Annotated in this window: 15 protein-coding genes; 8 read left to right on the plus strand and 7 right to left on the minus strand. The window is 66.9% G+C overall.

Translation table 11 applies throughout. The annotated features are described in order from the left end of the window. The first annotated feature begins 4 nt into the window (after positions 1-4). Both GQE99_RS00170 and GQE99_RS00175 read left to right on the plus strand, forming a co-directional pair. Complete coding sequence (locus GQE99_RS00170; RefSeq protein ID WP_161349569.1) at positions 5-2,014, plus strand: hypothetical protein; 2,010 nt, start codon at positions 5-7, stop codon at positions 2,012-2,014. A 103-nt stretch (positions 2,015-2,117) separates the two neighbouring features. Then, a complete protein-coding gene (locus tag GQE99_RS00175) occupies positions 2,118-2,531 on the plus strand; it encodes a c-type cytochrome (protein WP_235917046.1) in 414 nt (137 codons plus the stop codon). A gap of 42 nt (positions 2,532-2,573) precedes the next feature. Here the strand turns inward: GQE99_RS00175 and GQE99_RS00180 are convergent, their stop codons facing one another. From GQE99_RS00180 to GQE99_RS00190, 3 genes are read right to left on the minus strand one after another with little or no spacing between them, the layout of a single operon-like run. Then, positions 2,574-3,890 (minus strand): TRAP transporter large permease, encoded by a 1,317-nt coding sequence (locus GQE99_RS00180; RefSeq protein WP_161349570.1) that lies wholly within the window; start codon positions 3,888-3,890, stop codon positions 2,574-2,576. Next, entirely contained in the window at positions 3,887-4,384 is a 498-nt protein-coding gene (locus tag GQE99_RS00185) for a TRAP transporter small permease (protein WP_161349571.1), read from the minus strand. The genes GQE99_RS00180 and GQE99_RS00185 overlap by 4 nt, the downstream gene beginning before the upstream one ends. A gap of 45 nt (positions 4,385-4,429) precedes the next feature. Further along, positions 4,430-5,470: a TRAP transporter substrate-binding protein gene (locus tag GQE99_RS00190; protein WP_161349572.1), complete on the minus strand. Its 1,041-nt coding sequence runs from the start codon at positions 5,468-5,470 to the stop codon at positions 4,430-4,432. Between the two features lie 193 nt (positions 5,471-5,663). On the opposite strand from GQE99_RS00190, the gene GQE99_RS00195 reads away from it, so the two are divergent. The 6 genes from GQE99_RS00195 (at position 5,664) to GQE99_RS00220 (ending at position 11,427) form a co-directional block, all read left to right on the plus strand. Further along, positions 5,664-6,440 carry an IclR family transcriptional regulator domain-containing protein gene (locus GQE99_RS00195; RefSeq protein WP_202530519.1) on the plus strand — a complete coding sequence of 259 codons (777 nt, stop codon included), beginning with the start codon at positions 5,664-5,666 and terminating at the stop codon, positions 6,438-6,440. A 123-nt stretch (positions 6,441-6,563) separates the two neighbouring features. Then, on the plus strand, positions 6,564-7,811 hold the full coding sequence (locus tag GQE99_RS00200; protein WP_161349573.1) for an aromatic ring-hydroxylating dioxygenase subunit alpha: 1,248 nt from the start codon (positions 6,564-6,566) through the stop codon (positions 7,809-7,811). Continuing rightward, complete coding sequence (locus GQE99_RS00205; RefSeq protein WP_161349574.1) at positions 7,808-8,296, plus strand: aromatic-ring-hydroxylating dioxygenase subunit beta; 489 nt, start codon at positions 7,808-7,810, stop codon at positions 8,294-8,296. Before GQE99_RS00200 ends, GQE99_RS00205 begins: the two co-directional genes overlap by 4 nt. Positions 8,297-8,301: 5 nt before the next feature. Continuing rightward, positions 8,302-9,243: a PdxA family dehydrogenase gene (locus GQE99_RS00210; RefSeq protein ID WP_161349575.1), complete on the plus strand. Its 942-nt coding sequence runs from the start codon at positions 8,302-8,304 to the stop codon at positions 9,241-9,243. Then, complete coding sequence (locus GQE99_RS00215; RefSeq protein ID WP_161349576.1) at positions 9,233-10,276, plus strand: 2Fe-2S iron-sulfur cluster-binding protein; 1,044 nt, start codon at positions 9,233-9,235, stop codon at positions 10,274-10,276. Before GQE99_RS00210 ends, GQE99_RS00215 begins: the two co-directional genes overlap by 11 nt. Beyond that, positions 10,273-11,427 (plus strand): FAD-dependent monooxygenase, encoded by a 1,155-nt coding sequence (locus GQE99_RS00220; RefSeq protein WP_161349577.1) that lies wholly within the window; start codon positions 10,273-10,275, stop codon positions 11,425-11,427. Before GQE99_RS00215 ends, GQE99_RS00220 begins: the two co-directional genes overlap by 4 nt. 48 nt (positions 11,428-11,475) lie before the next feature. On the opposite strand, the gene kynU is transcribed toward GQE99_RS00220, so the two are convergent. The 4 genes from kynU to GQE99_RS00240 form a co-directional block, all read right to left on the minus strand. Next, entirely contained in the window at positions 11,476-12,663 is a 1,188-nt protein-coding gene (gene kynU, locus GQE99_RS00225) for a kynureninase (RefSeq protein ID WP_161349578.1), read from the minus strand. After that, positions 12,660-13,499, minus strand: coding sequence for a tryptophan 2,3-dioxygenase (locus GQE99_RS00230; RefSeq protein WP_161349579.1), 840 nt, complete (start codon positions 13,497-13,499; stop codon positions 12,660-12,662). Before GQE99_RS00230 ends, kynU begins: the two co-directional genes overlap by 4 nt. Before the next feature lie 73 nt (positions 13,500-13,572). Then, on the minus strand, positions 13,573-14,322 hold the full coding sequence (locus tag GQE99_RS00235) for an SDR family NAD(P)-dependent oxidoreductase (protein ID WP_161349580.1): 750 nt from the start codon (positions 14,320-14,322) through the stop codon (positions 13,573-13,575). After that, entirely contained in the window at positions 14,319-16,607 is a 2,289-nt protein-coding gene (locus tag GQE99_RS00240) for a bifunctional salicylyl-CoA 5-hydroxylase/oxidoreductase (protein ID WP_161349581.1), read from the minus strand. Before GQE99_RS00240 ends, GQE99_RS00235 begins: the two co-directional genes overlap by 4 nt. Positions 16,608-16,629 lie beyond the last annotated feature (22 nt).

Below are 16,629 nucleotides of genomic sequence, written 5' to 3' on the forward strand. Positions count from 1 at the left end.
ATCCATGACCAACGGTGAACAACACGCGGCGAGACTTGCGGACACTCTGCAGGTTGTCGCCGCGCGGCTGGCGGAAGCGCGCCCCTTCGCGAAGGCGCGCCATCAATCGGCCGCGCTGGACGTGATCGGGCGGCTCGCCGCCCAGCCCGACGGGCTTGAATACCTGTTCGATCAGGCCACGCGGCTGGACAAGGCCGGGCTGTTCGCGGGCTCCGACTGGGACATGCCCGAAACGCTTCTGCCGCAGTTGACGGGCCAGACGCTCGCAAGCGCGGATCGCGCGCTGGTGGCGCTGGAGGCGGCCAGTCTCCTGCGGCTTCTCGCCGTGGCCACGGGTCAGGCGACGCACCGCAACCTGCACGCGGATGCCGCCCGGCATTTCCTGGCGCAGGTGCTGGCCCACAACCTGCGCTATTTCTTCGCGACCGTGAGCGAAGCGGACCGGGAGCAGGACCCGACCGGCCTGCGTCCCCGCATCTTTTCCTTCATCGTCGAGCGGATCGGGTTCGGCGACGTGCTGGGCACGCTCGTCGAAGAGATCTGGCGCATCCTCGAACAGCGGCCGGTTCAGGTCGGTCCGGTCAAGGAAATGATCATGCAGATCTCGCTCGCCATGAGCGCGCGCGAGATCGAGACGGGGCAGGAGCGGCTGGGCGCCGACCGGTTGGTGAGCGCGCTCTTCGGTCCCACGGCGTCCTGCATGGACGACCCGGGCCTCGACGTGTTCCTCGACCGCATCGCGCATCTCGACGACAGCGGACTGCAGCGCGAGGCGCTGGGGTTTTCGCGCGCCATGCACGACACCGGGCTCGTCTCGGCCTACCACGCCGAGTTCCTGCGCTGGATCGCGAAGCGGACGGAGTCGGATTTCATGCCCGACACGCTGGGTCTTGGCCCGACGGGGATCGACTCCCTGCGCAGGTGGCGCGGGCTCGTGGGCGAGCTGATCGAGGTGGGCGTCACGGCCCACACGCCGCAGGCGGTCTATGGTCTCGCGCTCCTGCTCGAGCGCGGCATCCTTCATTCGCCGCCCATCGCGCCCGCACTGCAACGCCAGCTGCGCACCCGGCCGACCGCGGAGGTGGCCGAACGTCTGCGCCTGGCCTTCGGCGACATGGTGGAGCCGGAGCGCCTGCTGCTGGCCGGCACGCTCAACGTGCTGGGCCAACCTCTCGGGCTGGGGCAGGGGGCGAACCCGACCTGCCAGTCCGCTCGCGCGATCGCGATGTGGTCGTTCAATGACCCCGACTACGTCCTGCACCTGATCCGGCAGGTGGCCGAGGTCGATAGCATCATGATGCATTTCGAAGGCCAGCCGATCCATTCCGCCGACCTACCCGCCGGGCTCGCCCTCGGCGCGCCGATCGACGCGGACCCGGTGTCGGTCGCGTTGGTGCCGCACCTGGACCGGATCTACGCCGAGATGGGCCGGCGCTGCATCGGGCGCGAAGGCGATCCGCACCGGTGGGTGAACCCGGAGTTCCACGGCTGGTGGGTGGCGCGCGACTGCGTGGTGGCGGTGGACGTCGCAAGCGGGATGTTGAGCGACTACGACGCCTTCATCACGCGGTTCCACCAGGGCTACCACCCCGAGTACAACGGCGGGCGGCCGGTCATTCACCCCCAGCCCGCCGGGATCGCGGTCACGGATTCCTCGGCGCGCTTCGTGGGCTGGCATGCGATCGCCATCCTGCGGGTGGATGTGGACCAGCACGGCGTTCACCGGGTCTATTTCTTCAACCCGAACAACGACAGCGGCCAGGACTGGGGCGGCGACGTGATCGTCTCGACCAGCGGCCACGGCGAACGCCACGGCGAGGGGTCGCTGCCCCTGGACCAGTTCGTCTCCCGTCTCTACCTCTTCCACGACGACCCGCTGACGGCGGAGCTCCATGTCGAGGTGCCGGAGGCCGTTCTCCGCCGGATCGAGGACATGGCGCTGGCCAGCTGGGCGAGCGGACGCAAGGTGGAAGGTGCGCGTTCGATGGTCGGACTGGCGGACCCCGAAGCCTGATACGCTGACACCCGTTGCGCCCCGTCAATGAGGGCTCCTCCCGTATCGCTCAAGATCAACTGGATCATTGAACGAACGGCACTTGCAAGGGGAGGACGCCGCAATGAAAGCCAGACGCCGGGTGGCCGCACTTACATTGAGCTTTATCGGAGCCGCCTTGAGCGGGCTCACCGGGCCGGCGGTCGCCGACGTGGTGGGCGAACGGGAATACATGGTCGCCTGCGCGGGCTGCCACGGGGAAAGCGGGCTGGGCGACGGCCCGTTCGCGGACCTGCTCAACATCGAGACGCCGAGCCTGGTCGGCCTGTCCCAGGCGAACGGCGGTGCGTTTCCCTTCGAGGCGGTCCTTATGACCATCGACGGTCGCGACAACCTCAGACCGCATGGCAGCCCCATGCCGATCTGGGGTGAACGCTTCCAGGCCTCGGCGACCAGCCAGCGTGGCGAGACCGCCGACATGGTCGCGCGCGGGCGCATCCTCTCTCTCATAAGCTACCTGCGTTCCATCCAGCAATAGGTGGCCCGAGGGCGGCACCGTCGCCGGATGGATCGCTGGCGGCTACATGAGGCCCGGCAGCCAGAGAACGAGCACCGGGAAGAAGATGATCAAGGCCACCCGGATGATGTCGCTCAGAAGGAACGGGATGACGCCCAGGAACGCGTCCTGCACCCGGGTCTCCGGGTCCGACGCGGCGATGATGAACACGTTCAGCCCGATGGGCGGCGTGATCAGCCCCATCTCCACGACGATCAGGGCGAGGATGCCGAACCAGATGGCCGCGGCCTCGGGGGTCATGCCGAGGTCCAGCGACAGGACGAGCGGCAGGAACACCGGGACCGTCAGCAGGATCATCGAGATGCTGTCCATCACGCAGCCGAGCGCGAGGTAGATCGCCAGCATCCCGAACAGCAGCAGGATCGGCGACAGCTGGTACTCGCCCAGCGTGCGGGCGAGCGTCTGGGGCAGGCCGTTCATCGCGAGGAAGCTGTTGTAGACTTCGGCCGCGACCAGGATCAGCATGATGAGCCCGGTCGTCTTGGCCGTTTCCAGGAAGGAGTCCATCAGGTTCTGGACGTTCGCCTGACCCTTGGCGGCCATGATGATGAGCGTTGCGACCACGCCGACGGAGGCGCCCTCGGTCGGCGTGAAGAACCCGCCGTAGATGCCGCCGACGACGATCACGAACAGCAGGATCACGATCCAGATCGACCACAGGCTCTTCAAGCGTTCGCCCCAGCCGGCCCGCATTCCCGCCGGCGCGTGCTCGGGAAACATCCGCGAATAGAGCGCGATGACGATGATGTAGAACAGGACCGCCATCGTGCCGGGCACGAAGGCCGCCATGAAGAGCTTGCCGATGCTCTGCTCGGCGATGACCGCGTAGATCACCAGGATGATCGAGGGCGGAATGAGGATGCCCAGCGTCCCGCCGGCCGCGAGCGCGCCGCCAGACAGCGTCGGGGCATAGCGCGACGCGCGCATCTCCGGCAGCGCGATGCGCGACATGGTGGCGCCGGTGGCGAGCGACGAGCCGCAGATCGCCCCGAAGGCGCCGCAGGCGACGATCGTCGCCATCGCGATGCCGCCGCGGATGTGGCCGACCCAGTAGCGCGCGAATTCGAACAGCGACGCGCTGAGCCCGGCCTTGGTCGCGAAATGGCCCATCAGGATGAAAAGGGGAATGACGCTGAGCGTGTAGTTCGACGTCTTGCCGACGATCGACGATTTCACGAACTGCGACAGCGCGAAGAAGGAATTGTATTCGACGTAGCCGATGCCGCCCACGACGGCCATCGCGACGGCGATCGGAAAACGCAGGACGATGAGGCCGAACATGGCCCCGAACATGAACAGGCCGAAGGCAAGATCGCTCATCCGAAAAGCCTCCAGGCCGACAGGACCGCGGCGGCGGCGGATGCGATCACGAGAAGCAGCATCCAGACGGCGGCCGGTCCGTAGAAGACCCATTCGGGCATGTTGAGGACGAAGGAGCGGCTCAGGCTGTCGAGCGACTCCAGGAAGCCCGCGTAGACCCGCCACAGCGCGAAGCAGGCGATGGCAAGGAACGTCAGGTCCGCCAGGAACTCGAGCCCGTGGCGCACCGGTGCGGGGGCCCCGTTGGTGAAGAACTCGGCCACGACGTTGCCGCGCGTGATGTGCGTGTAGGGAAAGAAGGACAGCACCGCGATCCCGGTGAAGAGCTCCACCAGCTCGAAGATGCCGAAGATCGGCGTGTTGGCGACCGCGCGCGAGATGACGCTGACGGTCGTCATGCAGGCCATCGCCAGAAGCACGATGCCCCCCAGGACAGCGCAGACCCGCGCGAGGCGCAGGATGAAACGGTAGGCCCCGGACAACGGGGCCGGCATCGCGCCGGCCCCTGAATCAGTCGAATTGAATTGCATGGATGTGTGTCAGGCGGATTGGGCTTCGATCAGGGACAGCGCTTCCTCGTAAAGCGCCTGACCATCCATACCACGTTCGTTGACGGTTTCGATCCAGTTGTCGATCACCGGCTGGCAGGCCTCGCGGAAGCGTTCGCGTTCGCTGTCCGAGACCTCGATGATCTCGTTGCCCGCGTCGATCGCCATCTGGCGGCCCTGGGCTTCGTCGCCGTCCCACAGTTCGCCGAGCTCGCGCACGAACTCTTCGCTCGACGCGTCGTTGATCGCCTGCTGCATGTCGGCCGGCAGGCTCTCCCAGCGCGACTTGTTCATCACCATGCCGAAGACGACGGCGTAGAAATCGAGCACGGTGTGGTAGTCGGTGACCTCGTGCAGGCGGATCGGGCGCGTGATGGTCCAGGGCAGGGCGGCCCCGTCCACGACCCCGCGCGAGATCGCCTCGGTCACCGCCGGCACCGGCATGCCGACCGGCGTGGCGCCCATCGTGCCGATCGCCTCGGTGATCGGGCGCGAAGGCCCGCGCAGCTGAAGCCCAGCCATGTCGTCCAGCGTCCGGATCGCCGTGCCTTTCGTGTGGAGCTGCCCCGGCGCGTGGGTGTGGAACAGGATCGGGTGGGTGTCCCCGTATTCCTCACCCATGTTTCGCTTGGCGAATTCATGCACTGCCGGCGCCGTCTTCGTGGCGCTCTTGGCGACGAAGGGCAGTTCGAACACCTCGGTCAGCGTGAAGCGGTTGGCCGTGTATCCCGGGATCGTCCAGATCATGTCGACGATGCCGTCCTTGGCCTGTCCGTAGAGGTCGCCGGGCTTGCCGCCCAGCTGCATCGCGGGGAAAACCTCGATCTGCAGCTCGCCGTCGGTCGCCTCCGCCAGCCGCTCGGCCCAGGGCACGAGGAACTCGGTGTGCGCGATGGAAAGCGGCGAATTGAAGTGGTGAAGGCGAAGATTGACACCTTGCGCGCGCAGGGTTGCAGGTGCGGCCAGCAGGCCCGCGCCGGCGGCAGCGGTGCCTAGAAAAGCGCGGCGTGAATACGATTTTCCGGTTGTCATTGTGGTCTCCTCCCTTTGAATGCGAGCCTGTGCTTGCATTTTTCACTGGGCCCATTCGCATAAGCATAGGTGCCATGCCCGCCATCCGCGTGTCACGAAAATAATTCGGATATCGATTTTTGTTCGAATAACGAACGTTTTGCGTTAGCTTGGACGGAACGGCGCCCCCAGGACCGAAAGGAGAAGGGCAATCATGGACGACACCCCCGAGAAGCCGGCCCGTGCCCCCGAGGGCATGGGCGGTCTTGCCAAGGGCCTTGCCATCATCGAGGCCTTTTCGACCGCGCGCCGGGAAATGACGGTCGCGAAGGCGGCGCAGGCGGCGGGCATTTCCCGGGCCTCCGCGCGCCGCTGCATGCTGACGCTGGCCGACCTGGGCTATGTCAGGCAGGTCGGGTCGGCCTACCTCCCGACGCCCCGCATGCTCAGGCTGGGCGACGCGTTCTTCGAGTCGAGCTCTTTGCCCCAGCTTGCCCAATCCCACCTGGACGACGCCCGCGACGAGTTGAACGAGGCGATTTCGCTTGCCGTGCTCGAAGAGGGGCAGGCCGTGTTCGTCGCCCGCGCCGAGGTCACGCGCCCCGTCAGCTCCTACGTGCGTCTCGGGGCCAAGCTGCCCGCGTTCGCCTCGGCGACCGGGCGCGTTCTTCTGGCGGATCTGAGCGATGACGAGGTCGACGCCTACCTGAAATCCGCCGACCTGGCGCCGCTGTCGACCAAGACCGTGACAGACGTGGGGCGTCTTCACGACCTGATCGCCGAGGTTCGCGCGCAGGGCTATGCGCTGATCAATGAAGAGCTCGAGCTCGGGATGCTGGCGATGGCCGTGCCGGTCCGCAACAGGCAGGGCGAGGCGGTCGCGGCGCTGAGCATTTCGGCCTCGATCGCGCGCGTCGGCGTCGAGCAGGCCAGGCGCGAGTTCCTGCCCGTGCTGAAAGCCCGCGCCGAAGCGCTGTCGCGCATGCTTTGATCCGCCGTCGCTCACGGGAACATCAACGGCCGGCCGGGGCGGTCGGGTTGACAGGTGTGGAACGTCGCTCCTACCATGACCGTATAGCGATCAATGTTCGTTATGCGAACACGGGAGGAGCGAATGCGGGACGTGGCAGAGCGCGCGGGGCCACTTGACGACTGGGAGGGTGGCGTCAATCGCGTGCCCTACTGGGTCTTTTCGGACGAGGACGTCTTTCGGGCCGAACAGGAAAAGCTCTTCCGGGGAAGCTCCTGGAACTATCTCTGTCTCGAGGTCGAGATCCCCAATCCCGGCGATTACGTCGCGACCCATGTCGGCACCACGCCGGTCATCGTGGTGCGCGATTTCGACGGGCAGATCTATTCCTTCGAGAACCGCTGCGCGCATCGCGGCTCGCTCCTCGCCCTCGACGACCGGGGCAATGCGCGCGACTTCACCTGCGTCTACCACGCCTGGCGGCATTCGCTTCAGGGCGACCTGGTGGGCGTGGCCTTCGAAGAGGGGATGAACGGCACCGGAGGCATGGCCGAAGGGTTCTGCAAGAACAACCACGGGCCGCGCAAACTGCGCGTGGCCGAACTCTACGGGCTCGTCTTCGGCAGTTTCGACGAGGACATCGACGACATCGAGGAATACCTGGGCGACGAGATCACGGGTCGGGTCAAGCGCGTGCTCGACGGGCGCGACTGCGTCGTTCTGGGCCGGTTCACGCAGATCCTGCCCAACAACTGGAAGCTCTACGTGGAGAACACCAAGGACAGCTACCACGCCTCGATCCTGCACCTGTTCTTCACGACCTTCGAGCTGAACAAGCTGTCGATGAAGGGCGGCATCCTGGTCAGCCCGGACGGCGGCAGCCACGTGAGCTACTCGGCCATCGACCGGGAGGCGGAACAATCCAAGGCCTACCAGGAAGAGCAGCTGCGCTCGCAGAGCGATTACCAGCTTGCCGACATGTCGCTGCTCGAGAACTTCAAGGAATTCGACGACGACATCACGCTCCAGATTCTCTCGGCCTTCCCGAACTTCGTGCTCCAGCAGATCCAGAACTGCATCGCGGTGCGGCAGATCCTGCCCAAGGGCCCGGACAAGACCGAGCTCAAGTGGACCTACATCGGCTTCGCCGGCGACACCGAGGCGCAGCAGCGCATTCGCCTGAAGCTGGCCAACCTCGTCGGTCCGGCCGGCTACGTTTCGATGGAGGACGGCTGCATCGGCGGTTTCGTCCAGCGTGGCATCGCGGGCGCCGATGACAAGGAAGCCGTGCTCGAGATGGGTGGCACCGAGTTCGGCAACAGCGGCAACCGGATCACCGAGGGGTCGATCCGCGGCTTCTGGAACGCCTACCGCGAGAGGATGCAGTCATGAAGGACATCGACGTGACATCCGACCAGCTGGTCGCGATCGGCCAGCTGCAGAACCGCTACGCCCGCTGCATCGATGCCGACCGGCTCGAGGATTGGCCGGATTTCTTCACGGACGACGGGTTCTACAGCGTCACCAGCGCCGAGAACCACCGCGCGGGTCTTCCCGCCGGGCTCATCTGGCTGGATGGCATCGGCATGATCCGCGACCGGGTGACCGCCCTGCGCGATGCCAACATCTACGAGCGTCATGCCTACCGTCACATCCTTGGCCAGCCCTATGTCGACGGCCGCGACGAACATGGCGACACGCGGGTCGAGACCTCGTTCTTCGTGGTGCGCATCACCCGTGACGGGCAGACCGACGTGTTCGCCAGCGGCTGCTACCATGACAGCCTGCGCGAGGTGGACGGGGCGCTGAAATTCGCCCGTCGCGTGGTGGTCTGCGACAGCAGCCATATCGACACGCTCCTCGGCCTGCCGCTCTGAACGCCATGACCCAGTCGAAAGTTCTTGTGACCTTCGGGGATCCGAACGGGATCGGGCCGGAGATCGCCATCGCGGCGGCCGCCCAATTGACGGGCGAGGGGCGGGTGGCCCCCGTTCTCGTGGGCGACGCGCACGTGGCGGAAAAGGCCGCCGCGTGGGTCGGCGCCGACCTTTCGGCGCTCGACCTGATCGACGTGGGCGCGCTCGCCCCCGCCGACCATGCGCCCGGCCAACCGACGCCGGCTTCCGGACACGCGACGGTGCGCTACCTCGAGGCGGCACTTGACGCCGTGGCCACCACCGGTGCGGTCGGGATCGTCGGCTGCCCGCATTCCGAAACCGCGATCAACGCTTCGGGTCGCCCGTTCTCGGGCTATCCCAACCTGTTGGCCGAACTTCGGGGCGGCGGGCCGGACAGCGTGGTGCTGATGCTCGTCGGTGGGGGCCTGCGCGTTGCGCACGTGACCCTGCACGAGCCGATCCGCAAGGCGCTCGACCGCATCACGCCCGATCTGGTCGGGCAGACGATCCGGATCACCGAGCAGGGGCTGAAGCGGCTGGGCATGGACGCCCCGCGGATCGGTGTCATGGGCTTCAATCCCCATGCCGGCGAGGGCGGCCTGTTCGGCGACGAGGACGACCGGCTCGTCACGCCTGCGGTCGAGGCTGCGCGTACCGACGGGATCGACGTGATCGGACCGGAAGGGGCCGACCTGCTCCTGGGGCGCAAGGACGTGGACGCCTTTGTCGCGCTCTACCACGACCAGGGCCACATTCCCGTCAAGCTGCTGGCGGGGCGCGAGATCTCGGCGCTGTCGCTGGGGTCGGACGTGCTGTTTTCATCGACGGGCCACGGCGCGGCCTTCGATATCGCCGGGCAGGGCAAGGCGTCGCATGCCGCCGTCCTGCGCGCGGCCCGGATCGTGGGAGGTGCGGATGGCGTATAACGTCGAGATCGCGGACACCGATTTCACCTTCGACGTGGAGGCGGGCGAAACCGTGCTGGACGCGGCCGAGCGGCAGGGGTTGGCGCTGCCCTATTCCTGCCGGAAGGGCGTGTGCAACACCTGCATGGGCCGCATCGTCGAGGGACATGCCGGCCTGCGGGGCAAGGGCGACGTGAGCGGTCCGGCGGACAACGTGATGTTCTGCCAGGCGCGCCCCCAGTCGGACCTCACCATCGCCCCTGCCTCGGTCGAGAAGGTCGACCCGGTCCGTCGCAAGACGGTGAGCGCCCGCATACGCCGCAAGCGGCAGATCGCCCCGGACGTGGTGCAGCTGTCCCTGCGCTTTCCCATCGGCACGCGGGTGCCGTTCGAGGCGGGGCAATACCTGCGGGTCACCTTCGGCGACGGGCAGACCCGCAACTACTCGATGGCCAATCCGCCGCGCAAGAACGATGGCTGTGAGCTGCACGTGCGGGTGATCCCCGGCGGTCGGTTCTCGGACCATGCGCTGCGCGATACCGGCCCGGGCGATCACCTCGAGGTCGAGCTGCCCTTCGGCACGTTCGGCGTGGACCGCGACAGCGACCGGCCCGCGATCCTCCTGGCCGGGGGCACCGGCTATGCGCCGATCCGCTCCGTGATCGCGGCGCAGATCGACACCCACACGACACGGCCCCTGCACCTGTTCTGGGGCGCGCGCAGCGGCGCGGGACTCTACGAGCTCGCCTGGCTCGAAGACCTCGCAGCGACGGCGCCCTGGTTCACCTTCACCCCCGTCGTCTCGGACGACGATGCCGCGTGGACCGGGAAAAGAGGCCTCGTCCACCAGGCGGTGCTCGACCATTACGGCGACCTGTCGGGGCACGAGGTCTACGCCTGCGGGGCGCCGGGCATGATCGACGCGGCACGCGACGCCTTCGTGGGGACGGCCGGTCTGCCGACGGACAGATTTCACGCGGATGCATTCCTTCCCACCGAAGGGCCGTCCGCCACCCCGAATGCCGAAAGCGAAGAGTTGGAGCCAAGAACATGAACAAGGATTTCAAGATCGTCATCGTCGGAGGCGGCATCGGCGGGCTCTACGCGGCCAACGCGATGCTCGCGAAGGGTTTCGACGTGGAGGTCCATGAACAGGCCCCCGCGCTCGGGGAAATCGGCGCGGGCGTCTTCATGACGCCCAACAGCGTGCGCCAGATGCAGCGGATCGGGCTGGGCGACGAGGTGGACCGGCGCGGCAGCCTCGTGGGCGACAAGTCACACTACTACCGCCACGACGGCACGCCGATCGCGGGCGTGCAAACGACGGATTCCTCCGGCTGGAACGCGACCTACGGGATGCACCGGGCCGACCTGGTCGACATGCTGGCGCGCAACCTGCCCGAGGGAGTCGTGCACACCGGGCACGTGGCCGAAAGCTTCGAGCAGGACGACCGAAAGGCGCGGGTGAGCTTCAAGAACGGCGACATGGCCGAGGGCGACCTCGTCATCGCGGCCGATGGTATCCACTCGGCGCTTCAATCCTACGTGGTCCCGCCCTCGACCCCGGTCTTCTCGGGTTCGGTCGCCTATCGCGGCACGATCCCGCACGACCGCCTGCCGGACTGGCCCACGGACGCGTGGGAAATGTGGCTGGGCGAGAAGAAGCATTTTCTCGTCTTCCCGCTGCGCGCGGGCGAGATCATCAATTTCGTGGGCTTCGTTCCGGCCGACGACGAGATGCGTGAATCCTGGTCGGCCCCCGGCGACCCTGACCAGCTGCGCGCCGAGTTCGCGGGGTGGGACGACCGGATCACGGGCCTTCTGTCGAAGGTCGATCACACGTTCCGCTGGGGGCTTTACGACCGCGAACCTCTGTCCAAGTGGTATTCGGGCCGGCTTGCGCTCCTTGGCGACGCGGCGCACCCGATGCTGCCGCACTTGGGGCAGGGGGCGAACCAGTCGATCGAGGACGGCATCGCGCTGGCCACGCTTCTGGAGGAGTGCGACGATCTTGAAACCGCGCTCAAGCGGTACCAGGATCTGCGCCTCGACCGGGTGGCGGACGTGCAGTTCAACGCGCGCAAGAACGGCATGCGCTACGATTCCCACTACGAGGATCTGAGTGTGCGCGACGCCGAAATCTCGGCGCATTACGAGTTCCGCAAGTCGCTCTATGATTACGACGTGCTTCAGCACGTCGGGTGACGGCGGTGTGGCGCCCGGGCATGTCCCCGCCCGGGCGCCTCTCTCTGCTCACGTCACGCGTGAGCGCGTCTGGTACTTGGGGTCGCCCCACAGGCCATCGTTGATGACCGTGCCGACGTGTTCGGCCGCGGCCCGGATGTCGTCCTCGTCCAGGTAGAGCGGCGTGAAGCCGAAACGCATGATGTCGGGCGCGCGGAAGTCGCCGATGACGCCCCGGTCGATCAGCGCCTGGATGGCGGCATAGCCCTGGTCGAACCGGAACGAGACCTGGCTGCCGCGCTGCGCCCCATCGCGGGGCGAGGCGAGCGTCAGGGCCGGGCACCGGGCCTCGACTTCGGCGATGAACAGGTCGGACAGCCGGATCGAGGCCGCACGAAGCTCGACCATGTCGATGTCGTCCCAGGCGTCGAGCGCGGCGTCGAGCACCGAGAGCTGCAGGATCGGCGGCGTGCCGACACGAAGCCGCTCTGTCGACATGGCCGGGCGGTAGGCCGGGTCCATCGCGAAGGGCTCTTCGTGCCCCATCCAGCCGGCAAGCGCGGGCTCGATCGACTCGACGATGTCCGGGCGGGCATAGATGAAGGCGGGCGCGCCGGGGCCCCCGTTGAGATACTTGTAGGTGCAGCCGACCGCGAACTCGGCGCCGGTCGCGCTCATGTCCACCGGGACCGCGCCCGCGCTGTGGGCGAGGTCCCAGATCATGACCGCCCCGGCCTCGTGCGCGGCGCGTGTGATCGCCTCCATGTCGTGCATCCGGCCCGTGCGGTAGTCCACGTGCGTCAGCATCACGACCGCCACCTCGTCCGTGATGGCGTCCGCCACCAATTCGGGCTCGGGCGTGCGCAGCTCGTAGTCCTTGTCGATGGTTCCGATGAGACCCTGCGCCATGTAGAGGTCGGTCGGGAAGTTCCCCTGGTCCGACAGGATCACGCGGCGCTCCGGGTTCATCTTCAACGCGGCGGCAAGCGCCTGGTAGACCTTGATCGACAGGGTGTCGCCGGTGGCCACGCTCCCCGCCGGCGCGCCGATGATCCGCCCGATCCGGTCCCCGACCCTGGTGGGCAGCGAGATCCAGTCGGCGGAGTTCCAGGCGCGGATCAGGTCCTGGCCCCATTCGCGGGTCATCACCTCGCGCGCCCTTGCCACGGCATTGCGGGGCAGGGGGCCGAGCGAGTTCCCGTCGAGGTAGAGGACCCCTTCGGGCAGGTCGAACAGATGCTTGCGCAGGACGGTCATAGCTCACCTCTCAGGTGCCAGAGTTCCGGGAAGAGTTCGACGTCGAGCATCTTGCGCAGGTAGGTCACGCCGGACGTACCGCCGGTGCCGCGCTTGAAGCCGATCACCCGTTCCACCGTGGTGACGTGGTTGAAGCGCCAGCGCCGGAAGTAGTCTTCCAGGTCGACAAGCTTCTCGGCCAGTTCGTAGAGCGTCCAATGCGCGTGGATGTCGCGGTAGACGGCGGCCCAACGGTCCTGGATGGCCTCCACCGCCTCGTGCGGGCGCTCGAGCTGCGGCGCGGGCAGGTTCCGGTCGTCGCCGTCGAGCGTCTCGAACAGGAAGCGCACGGCCTCGTCGTACAGGCTGGGCCGTTCCAGTTCGCGGACGAGCTGGGCGTGGATGTGCTCCACGTGCGCATGCGGTTTCAGAAGGTTCGGATTGCGGTTGCCGAGCACGTATTCGATCAGGCGGTACTGGTACGACTGGAACCCCGAGGACGGCCCCAGCACCTCGCGAAAGGTCGTGTAGTCCGACGGGGTCATCGTGCGCAGGATGTCCCACTGGTTGTTGAGTTGTTCGAAGATGCGCGACACCCGGGCGAGCATCTTGAACATCGGCGGCAGGTCGCGCGCGATCAGGGCGTCGCGGGCCGCCTGCATCTCGTGGAGGATGAGCTTCATCCAAAGCTCGCTCGTGTGATGCTGGATGATGAACAGGAGCTCGTCGTGCGCGCCGGACAGCGGGTTCTGCTGGTCGAGCAACTCGTCGAGGTGAAGGTAGTCGCCATAGGACATCGCGCCGGCCATAGCCATCTTCGCGCCGTCCTTGCCGGGATCGTATGCGTCGCTGCTCATGTGTCTGTTCTTGGTCTGAAACGTTGAGAGTTGTCCGCGCGGCGATACGAACCGCACGCCGCGCGCGACCTTCTTAGACCTCGCCGCCCGCGATGGCGATGGCCTGCCCGGTCATGCCTTCGGAGCCCGGCCCGCAAAGCCACAGAGCGGCGGCCGTCACCTCTTCGGGCCGGATCAGGCGCCGCTGCGGGCTCATTGCTTCAAGCTGCGCGCGGGCGTCTTCGGGCGTCATCCCGGTCTTCTCCGCGATGTTCGCCGTGGAGCGGTCGGTCATCTCGGTGTCAAGGAACCCGGGGCAGAGCGCGTTCACGGTAATGCCGGTCCGCGCCATTTCCAGCGCGGCCGACTTCACCATCCCGATCACGCCGTGCTTGGCCGCCGAATAGGCCGAGACATAGCCGTAGCCCTTCAGCCCCGCCGTTGAGGCGACGGCGATCAGCCGGCCCCAATCGGCGCCCTTCAATCGCAGGGCGCCCTCGCGCAGCGTGAGGAACGCGCCGGTGAGATTGACGTCGATCATCTGGCGCCAGGTGTCGAGATCGGTCCGCGTGAACGGCACGCTCGCCGAGGCGCCGGCGTTGGCGATGACGATGTCGCAGGGTCCCACGGTATCGAACATCGCCTTGACCGACGCTTCGTCGGTGACGTCCGCCTCGACCGCGTGAATGCGCTCGTGTTCGGCGGCCATCGCCTCCAGCGGGGCCCTGCGGCGGCCCGCGATCCAGACGGTCGCGCCCGCCTCGGCAAGGCTGCGCGCGAGGTCCGCCCCGAGGCCGGACCCCCCGCCTGTGACGAGGGCCGTGCGTCCGCTCAGGTCCGTCATACGCGGATCCCCAGCCCCTCGCCGCGTTCCGCAAGGCGCTGCATCTGATCACGGCCCGGCAGGTAGGGCAGGGGCCAGGCGGAGTCCGCGTCGCCCAATGCGGCGGCGGCGTGCAACGTCCAGTAGGGATCGGCAAGGTGCGGTCGGGCGAGACAGACGAGGTCCGCGCGGCCGGCCATCAGGATCGAGTTGACGTGGTCGGGTTCGTAGATGTTGCCGACGGCCATCGTGGGGATGCCACGCTCGTTTCGGATGCGGTCCGAGAAGGGCGTCTGGAACATCCGGCCGTAGACCGGCTTGGCCTCGACGCTGGTCTGCCCGGCCGAGACGTCGACGATGTCGACGCCCGCGTCGCGGAACATCTGGGCGATCTCGACGGCCTCTTCGCCCTCGACGCCGCGGTCCCCGACCCAGTCGGTGGCCGAGATGCGCACCGACATCGGCTTTTCTTCCGGCCAGACCTCGCGCATCGCGCGGAACACCTCCAACGGGTAGCGCATGCGGTTCTCGAGCGAACCGCCGTATTCGTCCGTGCGCACGTTGGAGATGGGCGAGATGAAGGACGACAGGAGGTAGCCGTGGGCCGCGTGCAGCTCGATCATGTCGAACCCGGCGCGCTGGGCCATGCGGGTCGCCTCGACGAACTGGTCACGGACGCGGTCCATGTCGTCGCGGTCCATCTCCTTCGGGACCGGGTTGCGCTCCGACCACGGAATGGCGGAGGCCGACATTACCGGCCAGTTCTCGGCCTCGAGCGGCGCATCCATCTCTTCCCAGCCGAGCTGGGTCGACCCCTTGCGGCCGGAATGACCGATCTGCATGCACAGCTTCGCGTCCGTCTCGGAATGGACGAAATCGCAAAGGCGCGTCCACTCGGCCTCGTGCTCGGGGGCGTAGAGGCCCGGGCAGCCCGGGGTGATGCGCCCCTCCGGCGACACGCAGGTCATCTCGACGTAGACAAGCCCCGCGCCGCCTTTTGCGCGCTCGGAATAATGGACGAAGTGCCAGTCGTTCGGGCAGCCGTCCTTGGCCTTGTATTGCGCCATCGGCGAGACGACGACCCGGTTCTTGAGCCGCATGTCGCGCAGCTGGAAGGGGGCGAACATCGGTGCGCGGTGCACGCCGTTGGCACCGGCCTGCGCCTGGAACCACTCCTCCGCCGAGCGCAGCCATTCGGCATCGCGCAGGCGCAGGTTCTCGTGGCTGATGCGCTGCGACCGGGTCAGAAGCGAGTAGTTGAACTGCACCGGGTCGAGGTGGAGGTAGCGTTCGACCTCCTCGAACCATTCGGTCGAGTTGCGGGCCGCCGATTGCAGCCGCAGAACGTCGAGGCGGCGCTCGTCCTGGTACTTCTCGAACGCCTGTTCGAGTGTCGGCTCCTTCGTCACGAGGTCCGCCAGGGCGATGGCCGACTCGAGCGCCAGCTTGCTGCCCGACCCGATCGAGAAATGCGCCGTGGCCGAGGAGTCGCCCAGCAGGACCACGTTCTCGTGGTGCCATTTCTCGCACAGCACGCGGTTGAAGTTCAGCCAGGCGGAGCCGCGCAGGTGCTTGGCGTTCGACATCAGCGCGTGGCCGTCGAGGTGATCGGCGAAAACCTTTTCGCAGACCGCGATCATTTCCTCCTGGTCCATCTTGTCGAACCCGAAGTTCAGCCACGTGTCCTCGGCGCATTCGACGATGAACGTCGCCGTGTCGGCGTCGAACTGGTAGGCATGCGCCCAGATCCAGCCGTGCTCGGTGTTCTTGAAGATGAAGGTGAAGGCGTCGTCGAACTTCGCGTGGGTGCCGAGCCAGACGAACTTGCAGGCGCGGGTGTCGATCTCGGGCTTGAAGGCGTGTTCGTAGCGCTTGCGCGTCTTGGAGTTGATCCCGTCGGCGGCGACCACCAGGTCGTATTCCTGCTTGAGCGCGTCGATGTCGTCGACTTCCGTTTCGAACTTCAGCTCGACGCCCAGCTCGCGCGCGCGATCCTGAAGGAGCAGCAGCATCTGCTTGCGGCCCAGACCGCAGAAGCCGTGACCGGTGGACGTGATCTCCACGTCCTCCTTGATGACCTTGATGTCGTCCCAGTAGGCGAAGTGTTCGCGGATCGCTTCGGCGCTCTTGGGGTCGTTGGCCTGGAGGTTGTCGAGCGTCTCGTCCGAGAGAACGACACCCCAGCCGAACGTGTCGTCCGGCTTGTTGCGTTCGATGACGGTCACTTCCGCCTCCGGAACGCGCAGCTTCAGGCTGATGGCAAAGTAGAGGCCGGCCGGGCCGCCGCCGAGACAGACTGTCTTCATCTCTTCCTCCTCGAAGTACGAT

The sequence above is a fragment of the Maritimibacter harenae genome, from assembly GCF_009882975.1.
Taxonomy (GTDB): Bacteria; Pseudomonadota; Alphaproteobacteria; order Rhodobacterales; family Rhodobacteraceae; genus Maritimibacter; species Maritimibacter harenae.